This is a genomic window from Sphingobium cloacae, from assembly GCF_002355855.1.
GTDB classification, from domain to species: Bacteria; Pseudomonadota; Alphaproteobacteria; order Sphingomonadales; family Sphingomonadaceae; genus Sphingobium; species Sphingobium cloacae.
The window spans coordinates 3,398,353-3,418,000 of sequence record NZ_AP017655.1; the positions used below are offsets into that span (position 1 = coordinate 3,398,353).

General features: G+C 67.5%; 22 protein-coding genes. 5 read left to right on the plus strand and 17 right to left on the minus strand.

Translation table 11 applies throughout. The annotated features are described in order from the left end of the window. Window positions 1-45: 45 nt before the first annotated feature. Window positions 46-324, minus strand: coding sequence for an ETC complex I subunit (locus SCLO_RS16665; RefSeq protein WP_066518240.1), 279 nt, complete (start codon window positions 322-324; stop codon window positions 46-48). Window positions 325-454: 130 nt separating this feature from the next. Next, complete coding sequence (gene hrpB, locus SCLO_RS16670) at window positions 455-2,902, minus strand: ATP-dependent helicase HrpB (RefSeq protein ID WP_066518077.1); 2,448 nt, start codon at window positions 2,900-2,902, stop codon at window positions 455-457. 113 nt (window positions 2,903-3,015) lie between these two features. On the opposite strand from hrpB, the gene SCLO_RS16675 reads away from it, so the two are divergent. Beyond that, window positions 3,016-3,450, plus strand: a complete 435-nt coding sequence (locus SCLO_RS16675) for a hypothetical protein (RefSeq protein ID WP_066518078.1) — start codon at window positions 3,016-3,018, stop codon at window positions 3,448-3,450. A 1-nt stretch (window position 3,451) separates the two neighbouring features. Here SCLO_RS16675 and SCLO_RS16680 read toward each other — a convergent pair whose 3' ends face one another. After that, complete coding sequence (locus tag SCLO_RS16680; protein ID WP_066518080.1) at window positions 3,452-4,231, minus strand: TSUP family transporter; 780 nt, start codon at window positions 4,229-4,231, stop codon at window positions 3,452-3,454. Window positions 4,232-4,271: 40 nt separating this feature from the next. Next, window positions 4,272-5,300, minus strand: coding sequence for a polyprenyl synthetase family protein (locus SCLO_RS16685; RefSeq protein ID WP_066518081.1), 1,029 nt, complete (start codon window positions 5,298-5,300; stop codon window positions 4,272-4,274). Between the two features lie 101 nt (window positions 5,301-5,401). Between SCLO_RS16685 and SCLO_RS16690 the strand changes: the two genes are divergently transcribed. Then, the gene (locus tag SCLO_RS16690) at window positions 5,402-5,680 is read left to right on the plus strand and encodes a chorismate mutase (RefSeq protein WP_066518082.1); all 279 of its coding nucleotides are present in this window, start codon (window positions 5,402-5,404) and stop codon (window positions 5,678-5,680) included. A gap of 14 nt (window positions 5,681-5,694) precedes the next feature. Here SCLO_RS16690 and SCLO_RS16695 read toward each other — a convergent pair whose 3' ends face one another. The 8 genes from SCLO_RS16695 to rplU all read right to left on the minus strand — a co-directional run bounded on the left by SCLO_RS16695 (window position 5,695) and on the right by rplU (window position 12,923). After that, entirely contained in the window at window positions 5,695-6,624 is a 930-nt protein-coding gene (locus tag SCLO_RS16695; protein WP_066518084.1) for a cupin-like domain-containing protein, read from the minus strand. Between the two features lie 54 nt (window positions 6,625-6,678). After that, window positions 6,679-7,575, minus strand: coding sequence for a DMT family transporter (locus SCLO_RS16700; protein ID WP_066518241.1), 897 nt, complete (start codon window positions 7,573-7,575; stop codon window positions 6,679-6,681). A 296-nt stretch (window positions 7,576-7,871) separates the two neighbouring features. Next, window positions 7,872-8,786, minus strand: coding sequence for an NAD-dependent epimerase/dehydratase family protein (locus SCLO_RS16705; protein WP_066518087.1), 915 nt, complete (start codon window positions 8,784-8,786; stop codon window positions 7,872-7,874). A 5-nt stretch (window positions 8,787-8,791) separates the two neighbouring features. After that, window positions 8,792-9,931 carry a glutamate 5-kinase gene (proB, locus tag SCLO_RS16710; RefSeq protein ID WP_066518089.1) on the minus strand — a complete coding sequence of 380 codons (1,140 nt, stop codon included), beginning with the start codon at window positions 9,929-9,931 and terminating at the stop codon, window positions 8,792-8,794. Continuing rightward, on the minus strand, window positions 9,916-11,010 hold the full coding sequence (obgE, locus tag SCLO_RS16715) for a GTPase ObgE (RefSeq protein ID WP_066518243.1): 1,095 nt from the start codon (window positions 11,008-11,010) through the stop codon (window positions 9,916-9,918). Before obgE ends, proB begins: the two co-directional genes overlap by 16 nt. A 205-nt stretch (window positions 11,011-11,215) precedes the next feature. After that, window positions 11,216-11,791 (minus strand): GNAT family N-acetyltransferase, encoded by a 576-nt coding sequence (locus SCLO_RS16720; RefSeq protein WP_066518094.1) that lies wholly within the window; start codon window positions 11,789-11,791, stop codon window positions 11,216-11,218. A gap of 528 nt (window positions 11,792-12,319) precedes the next feature. After that, complete coding sequence (gene rpmA, locus SCLO_RS16725; RefSeq protein WP_066518095.1) at window positions 12,320-12,589, minus strand: 50S ribosomal protein L27; 270 nt, start codon at window positions 12,587-12,589, stop codon at window positions 12,320-12,322. Window positions 12,590-12,623: 34 nt separating this feature from the next. Next, on the minus strand, window positions 12,624-12,923 hold the full coding sequence (gene rplU, locus SCLO_RS16730) for a 50S ribosomal protein L21 (RefSeq protein WP_066518098.1): 300 nt from the start codon (window positions 12,921-12,923) through the stop codon (window positions 12,624-12,626). Between the two features lie 180 nt (window positions 12,924-13,103). Between rplU and SCLO_RS16735 the strand changes: the two genes are divergently transcribed. From SCLO_RS16735 to ybaL, 3 genes are all read left to right on the plus strand, one after another. After that, on the plus strand, window positions 13,104-13,508 hold the full coding sequence (locus tag SCLO_RS16735; RefSeq protein WP_066518101.1) for a hypothetical protein: 405 nt from the start codon (window positions 13,104-13,106) through the stop codon (window positions 13,506-13,508). 71 nt (window positions 13,509-13,579) lie between these two features. Next, window positions 13,580-13,705 carry a hypothetical protein gene (locus tag SCLO_RS24220; RefSeq protein ID WP_255210246.1) on the plus strand — a complete coding sequence of 42 codons (126 nt, stop codon included), beginning with the start codon at window positions 13,580-13,582 and terminating at the stop codon, window positions 13,703-13,705. 69 nt (window positions 13,706-13,774) lie between these two features. Continuing rightward, on the plus strand, window positions 13,775-15,409 hold the full coding sequence (ybaL, locus tag SCLO_RS16740) for a YbaL family putative K(+) efflux transporter (RefSeq protein ID WP_066518103.1): 1,635 nt from the start codon (window positions 13,775-13,777) through the stop codon (window positions 15,407-15,409). A gap of 120 nt (window positions 15,410-15,529) precedes the next feature. Here ybaL and SCLO_RS16745 read toward each other — a convergent pair whose 3' ends face one another. From SCLO_RS16745 to secE, 5 genes are all read right to left on the minus strand, one after another. Next, on the minus strand, window positions 15,530-17,266 hold the full coding sequence (locus SCLO_RS16745) for a DEAD/DEAH box helicase (RefSeq protein WP_066518105.1): 1,737 nt from the start codon (window positions 17,264-17,266) through the stop codon (window positions 15,530-15,532). A gap of 259 nt (window positions 17,267-17,525) precedes the next feature. Continuing rightward, window positions 17,526-18,224, minus strand: coding sequence for a 50S ribosomal protein L1 (rplA, locus tag SCLO_RS16750; protein ID WP_066518106.1), 699 nt, complete (start codon window positions 18,222-18,224; stop codon window positions 17,526-17,528). A gap of 4 nt (window positions 18,225-18,228) precedes the next feature. Continuing rightward, window positions 18,229-18,660 (minus strand): 50S ribosomal protein L11, encoded by a 432-nt coding sequence (gene rplK, locus SCLO_RS16755; RefSeq protein WP_021238463.1) that lies wholly within the window; start codon window positions 18,658-18,660, stop codon window positions 18,229-18,231. Between the two features lie 120 nt (window positions 18,661-18,780). Then, the gene (nusG, locus tag SCLO_RS16760) at window positions 18,781-19,317 is read right to left on the minus strand and encodes a transcription termination/antitermination protein NusG (RefSeq protein WP_066518109.1); all 537 of its coding nucleotides are present in this window, start codon (window positions 19,315-19,317) and stop codon (window positions 18,781-18,783) included. Between the two features lie 34 nt (window positions 19,318-19,351). Then, a complete protein-coding gene (secE, locus tag SCLO_RS16765) occupies window positions 19,352-19,558 on the minus strand; it encodes a preprotein translocase subunit SecE (protein WP_021247338.1) in 207 nt (68 codons plus the stop codon). Between the last annotated feature and the right edge of the window lie 90 nt (window positions 19,559-19,648).

Below are 19,648 nucleotides of genomic sequence, written 5' to 3' on the forward strand. Positions count from 1 at the left end.
TCGGGCAGCATCTGGCCCGAAAATATTCCCGCCGGGCGGCGCGCCTTAGCGGAAATTGTCAGCGTAAGCCTGAATTTTCAAAGCCTTGGGTGCCGTCGGAATGACGGTATAGGCGACCCCTTCCCGCTCCGCATAGGCGCGCGCCGCTTCCTCGGAAGGGAAGGTCAGCTTGAGTTGCTGCTTCATGTCGCCCGAACCGGCCCATCCGGTCAGCGGATCGGGCTTCTTCGCTTCGGCGGGGGCATATTCCAGCACCCATTTACGGGTCAGCGCCTTGCCGGATTGCAGGGCGTTCTTCTGGATCTGGTAGATGCGCGCGCTCATCGCGAAAGACTCCGTGAAATCGTGCAGCCGCGTTGCACCAGCGAGCGGCCTTTCGTCAAGGCTTTGGCGATTGCGCGGCTTGCAAACCCGCCGTCCAACGATGGCGGTTTCGCAAGCGACGCAATCCAGGTCAGGGCTTGCCACGCCGCGCATCGGCGCGCTTGGTGCGCAGCGTCGCCGACGCGCCCGCCGGATCGTCGGGCCAGGGATGCCGGGGATAGCGCCCGCGCATCTCCTTGGCGACCGCGCTCCAGCTTCCCGCCCAGAAGCCCGGCAGGTCGCGCGTCGTCTGGATCGGCCGCCCGGCGGGCGAGGTCAGCGACAGCACCAGCGGAATGCGCCCGCTCCCCACCACCGGATGCTCGGCCAGCCCGAACAGCGCCTGCACCCGCAGTTCGACGCGCGGCCCGCCCTCGGCGGCATAGTCGATCTCATGGCTGCTCCCGGCGGGCGAACGGAAGGCGGGCGGGGCGAGCCGGTCGAGCTGCTGCTTCCCCTCCCATCCGATCAGCCCTTCCAGCACGCCCGAAAGCGGCCCCTTGTCGATGTCGGACAAGCGCCGCTTCCCCGCCAGCAGCGGCGGCAGCCAATCGTCCAGCGTCTCCAGCAGCGCCGCGTCCGACAAAGCCTCCACCCCCGCGAACCCCGCCCGCATCCGCAACGACCGCGCCGCCTCCGACCATGGCAGCAGGCTGAGGCCACCCTGCCGCACGCCCTCCACCAGCGCCGCCGTCACCGCCTCCGGATCGGGCCGGTCGTCGGAGCCGGAGGAAAGCCGCACCGCGCCCAGCCGCCGCTCGCGCAGCGCCTCGATTCCGCCATTCTCCGCGCGGAAGCGCACCGTCCGATGCTCCGCCACCCGCCCGCCGAACAGCGCCAGCACGTCGCTCTCGCTCAACGGCGCGGCGGACAGGATGCGCGCGCCCGCCGCGCTGCCCTGCACCGCGCCGACCGCCAGCCATTCCTCCCGCGCCAGCGACGACAGGGGATCGAGACGGAATCCGCGCCCGCCCACGCTCGCCCAGTCGGCTCCGTCGCCCGACCGCCGCTTCGCCACCCGGTCGGGAAAGGCAAGCGCAAGGCACAGGCCGACCGCATGGTCCCCCGCCGCGTTCGAGGGCGCGCCGGACGCCAGCTTCGCCCACCGCTTCGCCAGCGCGCGCGCCGCATCCGCGCGCTTGCCGCTCTCGCGCCGCCAGCGCATCCGCCGCTGCGTAAGGTCGATGTCCTGCCCGCCGATCCCCCGCTCGCCCAGCAGCACGGCGACCTCGGCGGCGACCTCCGCCAGGCCCATCTCCCCCGCGCACACCAGCATATGCCCGATGCGCGGTTCCACCGGCAGCCGCGCCAGCGCCTTGCCATGCGCCGTGATCCGCCCGTCGCCGTCCAGCGCCTCCAGCACCGTCAGCCGCCCCCGCGCTTCCGCCACCGCGGCGGCGGGCGGCGCGTCCAGCCAGCGCAAGGCCCCCGGATCGTTCACCCCCCACAAAGCGCAATCGAGCAGCAGGCTCGACAGATCGCTCTCCAAAATCTCCGGCGGGTCGAAGGGCGGCATCCCCGCCGTCGCCGCCGCTTCCCACAGCCGATAGGCGACGCCCGGCCGCTGCCGCGCCGCGCGGCCCGCGCGCTGGGTCGCCGCCGCCTGACTCGCCCGCTCCGTCACCAGCCGCGTGACGCCTGCCGCCCGGTCATAGCGCGGCCGCCGCGCCAGCCCGCTATCCACCACGATCCGCACGCCGTCGATGGTCAGGCTCGTCTCCGCGATGGAGGTGGCGAGGATCACCTTGCGCCGGCCCGCGCGCGAAGGCCGGATCGCCGCGCGCTGCGCCGCCGGGTCGAGGCTGCCGTGCAGCTTGTGGATTTCCACGCTGAGGCCCTCCAGCCGTTCCGCCGTCCGCTCGATCTCCGCCACGCCGGGGAGGAAGGCGAGCACATCGCCCTCCGCTTCCTCGCCCAGCGCCAGCCGGATCGCCGCCGCCATCCCGTCCTCGATCCGCTTTTCGGTGGCGCGCCCGACATGCCGCAACTCCAGCGGCTGGATGCGCCCCTCGCTCTCGATCACCGGCGCGTCGTTCAGCAGCGCGGCAAAGCGCCCCCCGTCCAGGGTCGCCGACATCGGCACGATCCGCAAATCGGGTCGCAGGGCTCCCTGCGCGTCCAGCGCCAGCGCCAGCCCGAAATCGCTGTCGAGGCTCCGCTCATGCACCTCGTCGAACAGCACGGCCGACACGCCCGACAGCTCCGGATCGTCCTGAATCCGCCGCACGAAAATGCCCTCGGTCAGCACCAGCAGGCACGTCCCGGCCGACTGGCGGCTATCCATCCGCGTCGCATAGCCCACGGTGCCGCCCACATCCTCGCCCATCAGCTCTGCGATCCGCTCCGCCGCCGCCCGCGCCGCCAGCCTGCGCGGCGAGAGCAGCAGCACCTGTCCCTCGCACCACGGCTCGTCCAGCAGGGCAGGGGCCACCGCCGTCGTCTTGCCCGCGCCTGGCGGTGCGACCAGCACGGCATTGCTCCCCGCCCGCAGGGCGGCCAGCAGGTCGGGTAGCACGGCGTCGATAGGCAGATCGGTCATCGCCTGATCCTCTCGCGCCGATTCGTTCGGCCCGCAAGAGTGGCGTGTCGCCTTTCGCTTGTCCGTTCCGCGAATGTGGGGCACTCACCCCCTGTCACAGGGGAGGATGTGGAATGTCGGTTCGGTTCTTGTCATCAGGCGCGGCGCTGCTCCTGGCGCTTTCCCCTATGCCTGCCCACGCCGCCGCCTGCTCCAGCCTTCCTGCCGAGGCGGGAGCGCAAGTGGACGGCTTCTTCGCAAAGCTGAAAGCCGACCGGGCCGAAGCGGCGCTGGACGGAATCCTGCAAACGTCTCCCTTGTGGAACAACCGGGCGGGCGCGAAGGAGCAACTGCTGGCCCAGATGCAGGCGGCGCTCAAGGTGTACGGCGCCGTGACCGGCGTGGAATGCGTGTCCGAGGACAGCCAGGGGACCATGATTGTCCGCCAATATTGGCTGGCCCAGCATAAGGATATGGTGACGCGCTGGGAGTTCGACTTCATGCGCGCCGCGAACGGATGGCAGATCGGCTATTTCGGTTTCAGCGATCAACTGCCGACATGGTTCTGAATCAGCCGAACAGGTAAAGATGGATCGGATTTGCCGGATCGACCAGCATCTTCGCCGTCAGCGCCAGCGACATGACGATCAGCAACGGCCGGATCAGCCTGCTGCCAAAGCGCATCGCCAGCCGCGCCCCGATCTGCGCGCCCACGATATTGGCGGCCGCCATGGCGAGCCCCGCGATCCACAGCACATGCCCGCCCGCCATCATCGTCAGCAGGCCCGCAAGGTTGCTCGCGAAATTCGCCGCCTTGGTCTGCGCCGTCGCCCGCAAGAGGCTGAGCCCACCCAGCGCGAGGAAGACGGTGGTGTAGAAGGCTCCCGCGCCCGGCCCGAAAAAGCCGTCGTAAAATCCGATGCCCCCGATCAGCAGCCCCAGCAATCCCATGCCGACCCGCTGGTGCCGGTCCATCTCGCTCACCTTGGGCGAGAAGGTGAAATAGGCCGCGATGGCGATCAGCAGCGCGGGCATCAGCCCCGCCAGGATCGACGGATCGACCCGCTGCACCAGCCACGCGCCGCCCACCGATCCCGTGAAAGCGGCGATCACCGGCCAGCGATAGCTTTTGAGGTCCATATGCCCCGCCCGCGCATAGGCGACGCACGCCCCGAAAGTGCCGAGCGAGGATTGCAGCTTGTTGGTGGCGACCGCGCCCACCGGCGGCACCCCGGCCGCCATCAGCGCGGGGAGGGTGATAAGGCCCCCACCGCCCGCCATGGCATCGATCAGCCCCGCCATCAATCCGGCGGCCATCAGAAAGGCGATGGTTTCGGGAGACAGGATCATCGGGCCGCACCCCGCCCGTCAGCCAGTCGGGGCCGGCGCCTCAATAGGCCCGCGCGATGGCGAATTCCACCGCCTCCACCAGCGCCGCCTTCGCCTTGCCGCCGTCGAACATGCCGAGCGCGTCGATGGCCCGCTGCCCGTAATGCCGCGCGCGCGCCAGCGTGTCGCCGATGGCGCCCGTCTGCCGCAGCAGCGCCGTCGCATGGGCAAGGTCCTCGTCGCTCACCCGGTGCCCGGCGATGGCGGCTTTCCAGAAGGCGCGGTCTTCCTCCGACCCGCGCGCATAGGCGAGGATCACCGGCAGCGTGACCTTCCCGTCGCGAAAGTCGTCGCCCGCATCCTTGCCCATGGTCGCGCCGTCCGATTCATAATCGAGGGCATCGTCGATCAACTGGAAGGCGATGCCCAGATTGCGGCCATAGACATCCAGCGCCTGCTCCTCCGCTTCGTCGCGCCCGGCGACCACGGCGGAAATGCGGCAGGCGGCGGCGAACAGCGCGGCGGTCTTCGCCACGATGATCTCCAGATATTGCTCTTCGCTGGTATCGATCTTGCGCTGGGCGGTCAGCTGGTTGACCTCGCCCTCCGCGATCACCGCCGACGCGCCGGACAGGATCTTCAGCACCTTGAGCGATTCGGCCTCGACCATCAGTTCGAAGGACCGGGAGAAGAGGAAATCGCCCACCAGCACGCTGGCGCTGTTGCCCCATATGATGTTGGCGGTCTTACGGCCACGGCGCAGCCCCGACCCGTCCACCACATCGTCGTGCAGCAGCGTGGCGGTATGGATGAACTCGACCGCGGCGGCGAGCTTGTAGTGCCGGGTCCCCGCATAGCCCACCAGATCGGCGCAGGCCAGCGTCAGCATCGGCCGCATCCGCTTGCCCCCGCCCGCGATCAGATGGCCGGCCAGTTCGGGGATCAGCGGGATGCGCGACTGCATCCGGTCGAGGATGACGGCGTTCACCTGGTTCATCCCTTCCGCCACCAGCTCCATCATGGGCGTGAGCGAAGGCGCGCTGCTGGCGCGGCCGATGGGATGAACGTTGCCGGAAACAGGTGCAGTCATGACAGGGGCCATGTGGCGGGGCAAAAAGCTAAACGCAAGCGGGAATAGCTTGCGCGACGCCGCGTAAGGCGCAAAAAGCGCCGGATGAACGGAGGAACGGCGTGGACGACACATTGAAGCGGTATCGCGAGAGCATCGACAATATCGACGCGGCGCTGGTGTTCATGCTGGCCGAACGCTTCAAGATCACGCAGGCGGTGGGCCGATACAAGGCGGAGCACAAGCTGCCCCCCGCCGATCCGGGCCGCGAGGACAGCCAGATCGCCCGCCTGCGCCAGTTGGCGCTGGACGCCCATCTGGACCCCGATTTCACCGAGAAATTCCTGCGTTTCATCATCGACGAGGTGATCCGCCACCACGAACGGCTGCGCGAGGGCTGACGGGAAGCGCTTGCCTATCCCGGATAATTTTCATGACCCGCATTGGGCCAGCGGAAATTGGTGTAGGTCAGCATCGCGCTGAAGCTTTCCGACCGCACCTGATGCCACCAGCCGATCGGGATGAACAGCAGGTCGCCCGGCGTCAGCACCAGTTCGTAACGCAGCACGTCCCGCGCCGCCGGATAGGCGTCCAGCCGCCGGGGGTCCGTCACGTCCTGCACGTCGCTGAACACATGGCGGCGATGGGCCAGCCGCCCTGTCTGGGACGGGGGGATGAGGATGATCCGCTTCGTTCCCGTCACCTGCGCCAGCAGATTGTTGGTCAGGTCGAAATGCAGCGGGGTGAAGGCGCCTTCCCCGCCCAGCCACAACATGCCGTGGGCGCGCGTCAGATAGGCGTCCAGATAGCCCAGGTCAGGCTCCAGCCCCTTGAACGCCGCTGCATTGGCCGCGCTGTTATAGGCGGTGATATAGGCGTCGTTGCCGCCGTCGCGCACCAGCTGGATGAATCGGGAAAAGGGGGCGGTGCGCTTGTGCCGGTCCTTCATCAACTCATAATCGGCTGCCGCGTCCCGCCCGCCCTGATATTCCACCATGGCCTCGCCCACCGTCGCGGCCAGATAGTCGGGCGTCCACCTGTCCAGCGCGGGCCAGCCCGTCATCGCGCCCTTGATGATGACCGGCCGTCCCGGCGCATAGAAATGGTGCAGGAAATCGTCGCCGGAGGGATGATCGGCCGTCAGCAGCCCCGCGGCATAGGGCGAAAGCGCGCGCTGCCGCTCCATCACGTCGAGCAGCCATTCGCGCCGCCGCAGGGCCATGCCCGTCTCGTCGTCCCGCGCGGCGGGCATGAAGTTCATCTGGCGCAGGGCCATGCGCATCTGCATGTCGGCCGTCGCCGCCGTGAGGGAAAGGTCGGGAGCGTTCTTGCCTGACTTGCGCATAGACCCCCTTATCGCCGCAAGATGACGAAGATGTTGCAGCCGGGATTTGTCGTTTCAGGCCGGCTCCGCCACCGCGTCCGCGCGCTGTCTGGCGCGCGCCCGGCCCAGCAGCACGCCCCCCAGCGCCAGCGCGAAGCCGGTCAGTTGCACCGGCCCCAGCCTTTCCCCGAAGATCAGCCACGCCTCCACCGCCGCCAGCGGGGGCACGAGCAGCAGCAGCATCGACATCCGCGTCGGCCGCTGATGCCGGACCAGCCACACCAGCAGCGACAGGCCCGCCGCCGACAGCCCCAGCACCGACCAGCCCAGGCCCAGCCACAGCATCGCGCTATTGTCCCAATGCGCTTCGCCCATCAGCAGCGCCGCCGCCACGGCGACCAGCGCGCCGCCCGCATTCTGCACCGCCCCTGAAATCGCGATGCCGTCCCCCGCGATGGCGCCCCGCTGGATCAACGTGCCCATCGCCATGCCCATGATCGAGAGCAGCGCGGCGACGGCCGGCCATAGGGCGATGGAGCCCGCGCCGGTCCGCTCGATCGCCGGCATCAGCACGCAGCCCACGCCCATGATCGCGATGCCCATGCCCGCCCAAGCCCGCGCGGGCAGATGCTCGCGCAGGAACAGGACGCTCGCCGCCGCGACCATCAACGGTTGCAGCGCGCCCAGCAGCGCCATGATCCCGGCGGGCATGCCATGATCGACCGCCCACCAGCTGAGCGTCAGATAGACGCCATGCAGCATTGCTCCCGCCGCCAGATGCAGCGCCAGACGCTTGCCCCGCGGCAAAGCCTGCCGCGCATGGAGCGCCGCCGCGCCGAGCAGCAGCGTCACCAGCGTCAGCCGCACCGCCAGCACCAGTTCGGGCGACCCATGCGGCATCACCGCCCGCGCGACGATGAAGCCGGTGGACCAGATCAGGACGAACAGAAGGGAAGCGAGAAAAGCCAGCATCGGACCGCGCCTTTGGCCCAGCCACGCCCCCATGTCGAGGGCCGCTTGCATGATTCCAGGGCAGATGCCATCATCCTGCGATCCGAAAACCCGCATTCTTATGGCGGGTTGGGGCAGGAGGGGATATCCAATCTCCGCTCGGCCTGAGCTTGTCGAAGAGCTCCACTAAGCAGAGCGAAGTGGCCTCCCTATAGTCGGCCGTGCCCTTCGACTTCGCTCGGGACGAGCGGCGGCTGGCGTCTGGGATCACCCATAATGCAAAGCACGGCCAAGCAGCACGCCGCCCGCACCAAACCCTACAACCATCCCTTCGCCCGATAAGCCTCGACCGTCGCCTTCAACCCGGCCTCAGTCGCCACTTCCGGCGCCCACAGCGCCCTGGGCGGGCATTGCCCCGTCGCCGCCACCCAGTCGGGATGGCAGAAATAGCGCACCCGGTCGGGGGTCAGCTTCGCGCCCTTGCCGCGGAAGAAGCGGTCCATCCGCGCCCCCGCGCCCAGCAGCCATGCGGGCGTCGCCATGGTCCGCACCGGCCGTCCGACCGCGCGCCCGATCGCCTGCCCGAAATCCTGATGGTCCCAGCCGCCCGCCGTCCCGTCATCGACCTCATAGGTCTGCGCCAGGCTCATCTCCGTCTCGCCCGTCAGCGCCAGCAGCAGCCGCGCCAGATCGCTCACCTCGATCACCGACAGCCGTCCTCCCGGAGGCAGCAGCATCACGCCGCGCTTAGCCATGCGGAACAGTTCCAGCATCTCCCGGTCGCCCGGCCCGTAGATCGCCGGCGGCCGCACGATCGTCCAGTCGAGCCCGCTCGCCTTCACATGCCGCTCGGCCAGTTCCTTGGACCAGCCATAGTCCGACAGCCCCGGCTCCCGCGCGGCGAGCGACGACACATGCACCAGCCGCCGCACGCCCCGCTTGCGCATCGCATCCACGACCGCCATCGTCCCGCGCGCGTTCCCCGCCTCGAACCCCTCGCGGTCGGGCGCGTTCACCACGCCCGCGATGTGGATCACCGCATCGGCGTCGCGCACCAGCGTATCGAGCGCGGCGGCATCGTCCAGCGCCCCCGGCACCCATTTGAGGCGCGCGCGCGGCGGCTGCGCCCGGCGGGTGAGGGCGCTCACCCCATGCCCCGCCGCCAGGGCCCGCTCCAACGTCTCGGCGCCCACGAATCCCGTCGCGCCCGTTATCGCAATCCGCAAGGCCATGGCGCTCAGACCATCGCCAGATGATCGCGGTGGACCAGCACCGACCGGGGCAGGTGGCCCAGCAGCGCGGCGATGTCCTCGCTCCGCTTGCCCGCGATCCGCGCCGCTTCCTCGCTGTCATATTCGACGAGGCCGCGCGCGATCACGCGCCCGTCCTCCGCCAATATGTCGACCACGTCGCCCCGCGCGAAGACGCCTTCGATCTTCGCCACGCCCGCGGGCAGCAGGCTGTTGCCGCGCCCCAGCGCCTTCTCCGCGCCCGCGTCCACGAAGATCCGCCCGCGCACCGTCAGCCGTCCCGCCAGCCACCCCTTGCGCGCCCGCCTGGCCGGAGCGGCGAGGAAGATCGACCCGCGCCCGCCCTTCGCCCAATGGGATAGCGGCGCCTCCACCTTGCCCGAAATGATGGCGAGATGCGCGCCCGCGCCCGTCGCGATCCGCGCCGCCTCGATCTTGGAAGTCATCCCTCCCGACCCCATGCCCGAAGCGGAATCCCCATCGGCCATGGCCGCGATGCGCGCGTCGATGCGCTCGATTGTCTCTATCAGCATGGCGCTCGCATCGGCATGCGGGTTGGCGGTGTAAAGCCCGTCCACGTCCGAAAGCAGCACAACCGCGTCAGCCCGTGCCGCCTGTCCGATGCGCGCCGCCAGCCGGTCATTGTCGCCGAAGCGGATTTCCGCCGTCGCCACGCTGTCATTCTCGTTGACCACCGGCACGACGTTTAGCTGCATCAGCCGCTCCAGCGTCGCCGAGGCATTGAGATAGCGCCGCCGGTTCTCCAGATCGTCCAGCGTCACCAGCATCTGCGCGGCGGTGATGCCCTTTTCGTGCAGCAGTCCCGCCCAGCATTGCGACAGCGCGATCTGCCCGGCCGCCGCCGCCGCCTGCGCGTCCTCAAGGCTGCCGCGCCCGCCCTTGGGCAGCTTCAGCCGCCGCGCGCCCAGCGCGATCGCGCCCGACGACACGATGATGATCTGCTGCCCCGCCGCGCGCCGCTCCGCCACGTCGGCGACCAGCGTGCGCAGCCAATGCTCACGCACCTGGCCCTGCGGATCGACCAGCAGCGCCGATCCGATCTTGATGACCAGGCGGCGGATCTGGGCGGGAGGAAAGCCGGGAAGGGGCGCTACAGCGGCGACCATGTCCCGTCGCCTTCCGCTTCGCCCGCCTCCGCCTCATCCGCCGCGGGCTGGTCCAGCAACGGCAGCACCGCGTCCAGCAGCGCGCCCACGCCCTCGCCGGTCGCGCCGGAGATCAGGAACACATCCTCCACGCCCGCCTCGTCGCGAAGCTGCGCGGCGATGTCCTCCATCAACTCCTGCCCCAGCAGGTCGCCCTTGTTGAGCGCAACCAGCTGCGGCTTCTCGTCCAGCCCCGCGCCATAGGCGGCCAGCTCATCCTGCACGATGCGGAACTGCTCGACCGGATCGTCCCCCGTCGCGTCGATCAGGTGGATCAGCACGCCGCACCGCTCCACATGCCCCAGAAAGCGGTCGCCGATCCCCGCGCCTTCCGCCGCGCCTTCGATCAGGCCCGGAATGTCGGCCAGCACGAACTCCCGGTCGCGGTGCAGCACCACGCCCAGTTGCGGCTTGGTGGTGGTGAAGGCATAGGCCCCGACCTTCGCCTTGGTATTCGTGACCTGGTTGATGAAGGTCGACTTGCCCGCATTGGGCATCCCCACCAGCCCCACATCGGCCAGCAGCTTGAGGCGCAGCCACACCCACATTTCCTGCCCCGGCCATCCGGTGCCATGCTGGCGCGGCGCGCGGTTGGTGCTGGTCTTGTAGGACAGGTTGCCCCGGCCCCCGTCGCCCCCGCGCAGCAGCACGATGCGCTGCCCGACCTGCGTGAAGTCGGCCAGCACCTCCTGCTCATATTCCATGCTGCCGTCCTCGTCCTCCGTGCCCTCCACGGGCGTGGGATCGGACAGGATCTGCGTGCCCACCGGCACCTTGATGACAAGGTCCTCGCCACCCGCGCCATAGCGGTTCTTGCCCATGCCGGGCATGCCGCGCTGCGCCTTGAAATGCTGGGTATAGCGAAAGTCGATCAGCGTGTTGAGGCCCGCGACCGCTTCGAAGATGATGTCGCCGCCCTTGCCGCCATTGCCGCCGTCCGGCCCGCCATATTCGACATATTTTTCGCGCCGGAAACTGACCGCGCCGGGACCGCCCCAGCCGGACTTGATGAAAATCTTGGCCTGATCGAGAAAATGCATCGCGCGCCCATAGAGCATTTCGGGTCGGGTGTAATCACCTGACGCCCCGAAAATGCGAAAAGCGAAGAAAAGCCCGGCACCGCTTCATCGCGGCGGACGAAGCCCGATCGCTCATGCGGGAGGATGAAAGCGGCGGGGTAGCGTTGCCGCATGGGGTGGGACCGGGAGGCGGAGGGAGAAGCGCCTCCCGGTCCGGGGCGCGCCTCTACGCCGCCAGGGCGGGCAGGGCGTCGCCATAGATGTCGAGCGCCGGGTCCACCGGCATGAGCGCGCCTTCGCCTTCTTCGAAGACCAGGCAGTCGGCGGCGTTGTCGCGGCCGGGGCTGCGCCGCTTTTCGATGCGCCCGGTGAAATGGAACCCCAGCTTCCGCAGCACATGGCCCGAAGCGGGATTGTCCGCGAAATGGGCGGCGCGCAGGTGGCGCAGGCCGTTGGCGCGCGCCATGCCCAGCAGCGCGCGGGTCGCTTCCGTCGCGAAGCCCAGCCCCCAATAGGGGCGGGCGATCCAATAGCCCAGTTCGGGCGCATCGTCGGCGGCGCTGTGGATTCCGCATCCGCCGACCAGACGCGGCGCGCCTTGGGTGCGGGCGAAGATCAGCAGGCGCGGCTGGCGCGAATCCTGCGGCATCGACAGGAAGGATTCGGCATCCTGCGGGCCATAGGGGCTGGGCGCGCGGGTCAGGTTCCGCAGGATGGCGGCATCGCCGATGGCGTGGGCCAGGGCGGGCGCATCCTCCTTCCAGCCGGGCCTCAGCAGCAGGCGGGGGGTACGGGCGAACATGATAGGTCTCTCCTCGATTCTGGACATGCCCTTGGCCGATGAAAGTTACGACTTGGCGACGGTCTCGGCTGGCTGCCCCGGTTGCGCGATGGACGCACGAAAATGTCTTTGGTTCCAGCGCTTTGACGGAAAAATATGGCGATGGCGCAACAGGCGAATCCGCCGTCCAGCGATGGCGGGTTTCGGCCAGGGGCGGACATTCCTCCATCCGTTTCGGCTGAGCGAAGTCGAAGCCTTCCACTGAGCGGAGCGAAGTGGCCTCCCTACGGTCGGCCGTGCCCTTCGACTTTGCTCAGAGCGAACGGAATGAGGAAAGCGGACCGTCACCAATCCACCCAAACCGTCCTCCGGCGCTGCCTCCGCAAACTCCGCTATCTCCAAACCAACCGGGGGAAACCCCACAAACGAAACAAGGGGCGCTCCCGGATGGGGCGCCCCTTGTTTCCCTCGAAACACCGGCAGTCCGCCTGATGGCTTTCTACCGGGAGGATCGCCCCTGCGAAGGACGATCCGTCATCGATCGTCCGATTATTCGGCGGCTTCCGCCATGGCGTCGACCGACACATATTTGCGGCCGAGCTTGCCGGTGTGGAATACCACGCGGCCTTCGCCGAGCGCGAACAGCGTATGGTCCTTGCCCATGCCGACATTGCGGCCCGGATAGACGCGCGTGCCGCGCTGGCGGATGATGATGTTGCCGCCGATCACGTCCTGACCGCCGAACTTCTTCACGCCAAGGCGCTTGGATTCCGAATCGCGACCGTTGCGCGACGAACCGCCAGCTTTCTTATGTGCCATGACCTAACTCCTTGAAATCTTTTGCTGCTGGGGCTCAGGCGCCGATCGACACGATCTTCAGGATCGTGTGGTTCTGGCGGTGGCCGTTCTTGCGGCGGTAATTGTGGCGGCGGCGCTTCTTGAAGACGATGACCTTCTCGCCCTTCGCCTGCGCGATGATCTCGGCGGCGACGGTCAGCTTTCCGGCGTCCTGCGCCTTGCCGCCTTCACCGGCGAACAGGACATCGTCCAGCGTCACCTTGTCGCCGGCCTCGCCGGCCAGCTTTTCGACGACGATCTTGTCTCCGGCGGCGACGCGATACTGCTTGCCGCCCGTGCGCACGACTGCGAACATGGCTTTTCTCTTCTCGTTCAAATCTGCTTTACGCAGATCATCAAGGACGAACGTCCTGCCGACCCGCGCGGGAATGTGGCCCGGTAAGGGAATGACTCGCCGATGTCAACCGATATGGGCGGGAATCGAAACTGGCATTCGGCGCTTATACCTCCTATTTGCGGTAGAGAAAGGAAGCGCATGCCGCAGCGACGCCACAGCCGGGGATCAGGGAAGGGCCGTCCGCTCTTCCTCGCGACCCTGTGGATGGCGATCTGCGTCGCGCTGCTCTGCGCCATCGCGCCGCTGGGCCTTCCTTCCAGCAAGCTGACCGGATCGGCCTTCAATCCCGCCACCACCAGCGTGGTGCTCAAGGCCCGCTCCCCCGCCGCCCCCCAGGCCAAGCGCCTTGCAGGCCCGGACGGGGCGGGCCTCGTCCCGCTCCCCATTCCCAATCCCTTTCACTTCGCCATCTCGTTCATGGTTTTGCCGGTCCTGTGCTGGCGCCTTCGCGCCGCCGCCGCGCCTTTGTCTTCTATCGCCCGGGCGGTCCTCTCCGTCGCTCCCGCCCATCTTCCGCCCGCCAGGGCCCCGCCGCGCATCTGACGGAAAGCTTGCAGCCGGTTCGCGTCGCCAACGCCGGCCGGTCCGTTTCTTCCCGAACAAGGAGTGCGCTCATGTCCCGCAGAAGAGCGCGGCGCGGCGACCGCCGTCCGCCCTGGTGGTTCATGCCTGCCGTCATGTCCGGCCTTGGCGCGGCGGCGGCTCTTTTGTCCGCCGCCTTGCTGACGGCTATCGAATAAAGCGATCATCCTGCCGGTGGAAGCGGCGGCTTCGCCGCTCTCCGCCGGCAGGCGTAACAAAGGATTTCTATGCCCCACCACACGCCGCTGATCGGCACCATCGTTGCAGGTCTTGTCGTCGCGTTCATCCTGGGCGCCCTCGCCCATCGTCTCAAGCTTTCCCCGCTCGTCGGCTATCTGCTCGCGGGCATCATGGTCGGCCCGTTCACGCCCGGTTTCGTCGCGGACGCCAATCTGGCGAACGAACTGGCGGAGATCGGCGTCATCCTGCTGATGTTCGGCGTCGGGCTCCACTTCTCCCTGCGCGACCTGCTGTCGGTCCGGAAGATCGCGGTGCCCGGCGCCATAGGCCAGATCGCGGTCGCCACGCTGCTCGGCATGGCCCTTGCCTGGACGCAGGGCTGGTCGATCATGGGCGGCCTCGTCTTCGGCCTGGCCTTGTCGGTCGCCAGCACGGTCGTCCTGCTGCGGGCGTTGCAAGGCGCGAACCTGATCGAAACCCGGCGCGGGCGCATAGCGGTGGGCTGGCTGATCGTCGAGGATCTGGTGATGGTGCTGGCGCTCGTCATGCTTCCGGCTCTGGCGGGGGTGATGAACAGCGCCGAAGCGGGCGTCGGCATGGAAGCATTGCTGGCGCCGCTTCTGGGCACGATGCTGAAGGTCCTGGGTTTCGTCGCGCTGATGCTGATCGTCGGTCGTCGGGTCATTCCATGGGCGCTGCACTGGGTCGTCCACACCGGATCGCGCGAGCTGTTCCGTCTCGCCGTCCTTGCCATAGCGCTCGGCGTCGCCTTCGGCGCGGCCGTGGCGTTCGACGTGTCCTTCGCGCTGGGCGCGTTCTTTGCGGGCATGATCCTGGGCGAAACCCCCCTCAGCCGCCGCGCGACGGAGGAAACCCTGCCGCTTCGCGATGCCTTCGCCGTGCTGTTCTTCGTGTCGGTGGGGATGCTGTTCAATCCCGCCGTGCTGGTGCAGCAGCCCCTGCTTTTGCTCGCGACCGTCGCGATCATCATCGTGGGCAAGACGATCGCGGCCTTCTTCATCGTGCGCGCCTTCGGCCATCCGACGGACACGGCGCTCACCATTTCGGCGAGTCTCGCGCAGATCGGCGAATTTTCTTTCATCCTGGCGTCGCTCGGCACCGGCCTTGGCGTCCTGCCGGCGGAAGGACGCGACCTGATCCTCGCGGGTGCGATCGTGTCGATCCTGCTCAATCCGATCATCTTCTCGCTGGTCGTGCGCGCCCGCAGGGAAGAGGAAGGGGAGGAGAAGGAGGAGCCGGCCACCGAAAAGCCCCGGATGGGCCATGTCATTCTGGTCGGCTATGGCCGGGTAGGCAAGATGATCGCCTCGCGCCTCAAGGAACGCAATGTGCATTTCGTCGTGATCGAAGGGGATGCGGAGCGGGCGGAGGAGGCTGAGGAAGCTGGCCTGTCCGTGGTGCGCGGCAGCGCGCTGGAGGACCGGCATCTGATCGCCGCGGGTATCGGCAAGGCGCGCCGCCTGCTCATCGCCGTGCCGGAAGGCTTCGAATGCGGCGCGATCCATCAACATGCGCGCAACCTCAATCCCGACATCCAGGTCATCGCGCGCGCCCACAGCGATGCCGAAGTGGCTCATCTGGAAGGGCTGGGCGTTCCTTATGTCGTCATGGGCGAGCGGGAGCTGGCGTCGCGCATGTTGATGCTCTGCGGCGCAGGGTGACCGGCTTCAGGACGCCGGCGGGATCGGGGTCCGATCCGGCCAGTTGTCCTGTCCCGGTTCCATGCCATCATCGATCATCGATCCGTCCATGACGAACCGATGATGGAGAGGTGTGCGTGACTACCCGCGCGGCTTGCGTGGGGCGGGACGTTTTGGCCCTTTGAACGGACGTGCGCTATGCGGCGCTCCGCTGCGGGGGCGGTCGCCATTGCCGGGCCGTCCGCCAGCTTTGCGATGTTCGCGCGCCTGTTCGCGCGGCTTGCCCTCGATCTGCTCGATGGCAACGTCCGCGCCCTCATCGCTTGCCTGCCCCGTCCGTTTCACCGCCGCCATGAAGCGCGAGGCGATGGCGGAGGGAATCTCGAACAGTGTTTCGTTGGCGGCGATGCGGATCGCGCCGATCTCGCCCCGGCTGACATGGCCTCGGCGGCAGATCAGAGGCAATATCCAGCGCGGATCGGCATTTTGCCGCCGCCCGATGTTCATCTGGAACCAGGTCGTATCCTCGAAGCCGGGGCGCGGCCCGTCCCGTCGTGGCGGCGCTTCGCTGGCGTCGAGCAATTCCTCCGGCGCGGGGAGCGAGGAGCGGGCGCTCCGCACCAGCATCGCCGCGATTTCCTTCGCGCTCTTTTCCGCCAGCAGTTCCGCACCCAGCGCCCAGTCCGCTTCGTCCAGTTCGGCCCGTGCCATCAGCGTGGCCCGCAGACGCGCATTATCCTGTTCCTGAATGGCCTCCCGGCTGGGCGGCGTGCCCCATTCCACGGGGATCTTCGCGCCGCGCAGCATGGATTCGACGCGGCGGCGTCGCGGATAGGGGACGATCAGCACCGCCGTCCCCTTCTTCCCTGCCCGCCCGGTGCGACCCGACCGGTGCTGCATCGTTTCGGCATCGCGCGGCAACTCGACATGGATGACGAGGCTGAGGTTCGGCAGGTCGATACCGCGCGCCGCCACGTCCGTCGCTACGCACACCCGCGCCCGTTTGTCGCGTAGCGCCTGAAGCGCGTGATTGCGCTCATTCTGGCTATGTTCGCCCGACAGCGCCACGGCGGCAAAGCCCCGTTCGGTCAGGCTCGCGTGGAGATGCCGCACATTGTCGCGCGTCGCGCAGAACAGGATCGCCGTCTCCGCCTCATGAAACCGCAGCAGGTTCACCACGGCATTTTCGATGTCGGCGGGTGCGACCGTCACCGCCTGATAGCTGATGTCGCCATGGCCGCGATCTTCGCCGACGGTGGAAATTCGCAGCGCATCCTTCTGGTAGCGCCGGGCGAGCGCCACGATGGGCTTGGGCATGGTCGCGGAGAACAGCAAGGTCCGCCGCTCCGCCGGCGTCGCGTCGAGAATCTCCTCCAGATCCTCGCGAAAGCCCATGTCGAGCATCTCGTCGGCTTCATCCAGCACGACCGTGCGCAGGTTCGACAGGTCGAGCGCCCCACGCTCCAGATGGTCGCGCAGGCGTCCCGGCGTGCCGACGACGATATGCGCGCCGTGGGAAAGCGCCCGTCGTTCCTTGGCTGCGTCCATGCCGCCTACGCAGGTAGCGATCCGCGCCCGCGCAGCCCCATAGAGCCATTCCAGTTCCCGGCTGACCTGCAACGCCAGTTCGCGTGTCGGCGCGATCGCCAGCGCCAGCGGAAGGCCCGGGACAGGCAGCTTTCCCGCCTCGCCCAGCAATTCGCCCGCCATGGCAAGGCCGAAAGCCACGGTCTTGCCCGATCCGGTCTGCGCCGAAACGATCAGGTCGCGGCCTTCCGCTTCGGCCTGCGTCACTTCGGCCTGGACCGGGGTCAGGCCCTCATAGCCCTTCTTGGCGAGCGCGTCGGCGAGCAGGGGAGGGAGGTGTTCGAATGTCATTTATGTTCCATCGGATAAAAGCGACCCGCCCTTGTCCGACGGTTCCCTGTGAGAGGCTTCGTCCCGCCTCATGAATCCGTTCGTTCTGAACCTGCGCCTTTGTAGCAAGGCGCGGGGCCTCGACATTTGGATGAGACGAGCGGCTCGTCCAAACAGCCGAACGGTTGATGGCGGATAGCGCTGGGCCACCGCCAAAAAGCGAAAGCCTCCTTCCCCCGCGCGGAGGAAGGAGGCTCCCCTATACATTATACGCGTCCGGTCAGGCGGCAGCGACTTCCGCCACGTCGACCTTCACGCCCGGACCCATGGAGGAGGACAGGGCGATCTTGCGGACATATTTGCCCTTGGCGCCGGCGGGCTTCGCCTTGACGATCGCATCGACGAAGGCGTCGAAATTCTTGCGCAGATCGTCCTGGCTGAAGCTGGCCTTGCCCAGGCCCGCATGGATGATCCCCGCCTTTTCGACGCGGAACTCGATCTGGCCGCCCTTGGCGGCCTTGACCGCTTCGGCGACGTTCGGGGTCACGGTGCCCAGCTTCGGGTTCGGCATCAGGCCCTTGGGGCCCAGCACCTTGCCGAGGCGGCCGACCAGACCCATCATGTCCGGGGTCGCGATCACGCGCTGGAAGTCGATATTGCCGGCCTGGATCGATTCCAGCAGGTCTTCGGCGCCCACCACGTCGGCGCCAGCGGCGGTCGCAGCCTCAGCCTTGTCGCCACGGGCGAACACCGCGACGCGCACGGTCTTGCCAGTGCCCGCGGGCAGGGTGACGACGCCACGGACCATCTGGTCGGCGTGACGCGGATCAACGCCCAGGTTGATCGCGATCTCGACGCTTTCGTCGAACTTGGCGGTCGCGTGGGTCTTGATGAGGCCCAGCGCCTCGTCGACGCCGTGCAGCTTGTCCCTGTCGACGGCAGCGGCCAGGGTCTTCGCCTTCTTCGTCAGCTTTGCCATGGTCTTAGCCCTCCACCACTTCGAGGCCCATCGCGCGGGCGGAGCCTTCGATGATCTTCGTCGCCGCGTCGATGTCGTTCGCGTTGAGGTCGGCCATCTTGGCCTGCGCGATCTCGGCGAGCTGCGAGCGCTTGATCGTTCCGGCGGTGACCTTGCCCGGCTCCTTCGAACCGGACTTCAAATTCACGGCCTTCTTGATGAGATAGGTGGCGGGCGGCTGCTTCGTCACGAAGCTGAAAGAACGGTCCGCATAGACGGTAATGATGGTCGGCAGCGGCGTGCCCTTTTCCATCTTTTCCGTCGAGGCGTTGAATGCCTTGCAGAATTCCATGATGTTCACACCGCGCTGACCCAGCGCCGGACCGATCGGCGGCGAGGGGTTGGCGGCTCCAGCGGGCACCTGGAGCTTGATATAGCCCGTAATCTTCTTGGCCATTGTTACTCACTCTGTTGCTGGGAGATAAGGCAAGCCCGTCTCCCGGTTCAAGTTTAGCGGTCTTGACGGATCGCCGAAGCGACCCTCCCGCAACATTTCCGGGCCAGAGCCCGAAAATCCTTACTTCGACAGTTCGACCTGTTCGAAATCCAGTTCGACCGGCGTGGCGCGGCCGAAAATCGACACCGACACCTTGACCCGGTTCTTCTCGAAATCCAGTTCCTCGACCACGCCATTGAAGCTGGCGAAGGGACCGTCCAGCACCTTGACGCTGTCGCCGATCTCATAGTCGACATTGACCTGATGCTTGGGCGCGGCGGCGGCTTCCTGCTGCGCGCCGAAATAGCGGGCGGCCTCCGATTCGCTGATCGCCTGAGGCTTGCCGCTAGCGCCCAGAAAACCCGTCACCTTGGGCGTGTTGCGGATCAGATGGTAGATGTCGTCATTCAGGCTGAGCTTGGCGAGGACATAGCCGGGCATGAACTTGCGCTCGACCTGCACCTTCTTGCCGCGCTTCACCTCGGTGATCGTCTCGGTGGGCACCTCGACCTGCTCGACCAGTTGGGAGAGGCCCATGCGCTCGGCTTCGGAGAGGATCGATTCCTTCACCTTGTTCTCGAAGCCCGAATAGGCGTGGATGATGTACCAGCGCGCCATGTTACCGTCTCAAACTCCCAAAAAAGCCGAAAGCTCAGCCCTGACCCGATGCGAAGCCCAGCAGCCACTGGACGATCGCGCCGAAGAAGGTGTCGATGCCGAAGAAGAAAAGGCCCAGCAGCGTCGTCATGATGACGACCATGACCGCCGTCATCACCGTTTCGCGGCCGGTGGGCCATACGATCTTCGACGCTTCGGTCTTCACCTGATTGACGAATTCGCCCGGGGAAACCTTCGCCATCGCCTGCCTCAAAACCTTCGTGTCAACGCCAATTCGCGAAGCAACAGTCCGCCCTCCGGACCCCGCCATATCAGCGTCCCGGGGTGCGGC

Coding starts and splice junctions, on each gene's coding strand:
- SCLO_RS16705 (WP_066518087.1), bottom strand. CDS start 8,786: ATGGCCTTGCGGATTGCGATAACGGGCGCGACGGGATTCGTGGGCGCC.
- SCLO_RS16735 (WP_066518101.1), top strand. CDS start 13,104: ATGCCGCAGCGACGCCACAGCCGGGGATCAGGGAAGGGCCGTCCGCTC.
- SCLO_RS16720 (WP_066518094.1), bottom strand. CDS start 11,791: ATGTTCGCCCGTACCCCCCGCCTGCTGCTGAGGCCCGGCTGGAAGGAG.
- nusG (WP_066518109.1), bottom strand. CDS start 19,317: ATGGCGCGCTGGTACATCATCCACGCCTATTCGGGCTTCGAGAACAAG.
- proB (WP_066518089.1), bottom strand. CDS start 9,931: ATGGTCGCCGCTGTAGCGCCCCTTCCCGGCTTTCCTCCCGCCCAGATC.
- rpmA (WP_066518095.1), bottom strand. CDS start 12,589: ATGGCACATAAGAAAGCTGGCGGTTCGTCGCGCAACGGTCGCGATTCG.
- SCLO_RS16665 (WP_066518240.1), bottom strand. CDS start 324: ATGAGCGCGCGCATCTACCAGATCCAGAAGAACGCCCTGCAATCCGGC.
- hrpB (WP_066518077.1), bottom strand. CDS start 2,902: ATGACCGATCTGCCTATCGACGCCGTGCTACCCGACCTGCTGGCCGCC.
- SCLO_RS16700 (WP_066518241.1), bottom strand. CDS start 7,575: ATGCTGGCTTTTCTCGCTTCCCTTCTGTTCGTCCTGATCTGGTCCACC.
- SCLO_RS16680 (WP_066518080.1), bottom strand. CDS start 4,231: ATGATCCTGTCTCCCGAAACCATCGCCTTTCTGATGGCCGCCGGATTG.
- rplK (WP_021238463.1), bottom strand. CDS start 18,660: ATGGCCAAGAAGATTACGGGCTATATCAAGCTCCAGGTGCCCGCTGGA.
- obgE (WP_066518243.1), bottom strand. CDS start 11,010: ATGCATTTTCTCGATCAGGCCAAGATTTTCATCAAGTCCGGCTGGGGC.
- SCLO_RS16745 (WP_066518105.1), bottom strand. CDS start 17,266: ATGACATTCGAACACCTCCCTCCCCTGCTCGCCGACGCGCTCGCCAAG.
- rplU (WP_066518098.1), bottom strand. CDS start 12,923: ATGTTCGCAGTCGTGCGCACGGGCGGCAAGCAGTATCGCGTCGCCGCC.
- secE (WP_021247338.1), bottom strand. CDS start 19,558: ATGGCGAAGGTTTCCCCGGGCGAATTCGTCAATCAGGTGAAGACCGAA.
- SCLO_RS16675 (WP_066518078.1), top strand. CDS start 3,016: ATGTCGGTTCGGTTCTTGTCATCAGGCGCGGCGCTGCTCCTGGCGCTT.
- rplA (WP_066518106.1), bottom strand. CDS start 18,224: ATGGCAAAGCTGACGAAGAAGGCGAAGACCCTGGCCGCTGCCGTCGAC.
- SCLO_RS16695 (WP_066518084.1), bottom strand. CDS start 6,624: ATGCGCAAGTCAGGCAAGAACGCTCCCGACCTTTCCCTCACGGCGGCG.
- ybaL (WP_066518103.1), top strand. CDS start 13,775: ATGCCCCACCACACGCCGCTGATCGGCACCATCGTTGCAGGTCTTGTC.
- SCLO_RS24220 (WP_255210246.1), top strand. CDS start 13,580: ATGTCCCGCAGAAGAGCGCGGCGCGGCGACCGCCGTCCGCCCTGGTGG.
- SCLO_RS16685 (WP_066518081.1), bottom strand. CDS start 5,300: ATGACTGCACCTGTTTCCGGCAACGTTCATCCCATCGGCCGCGCCAGC.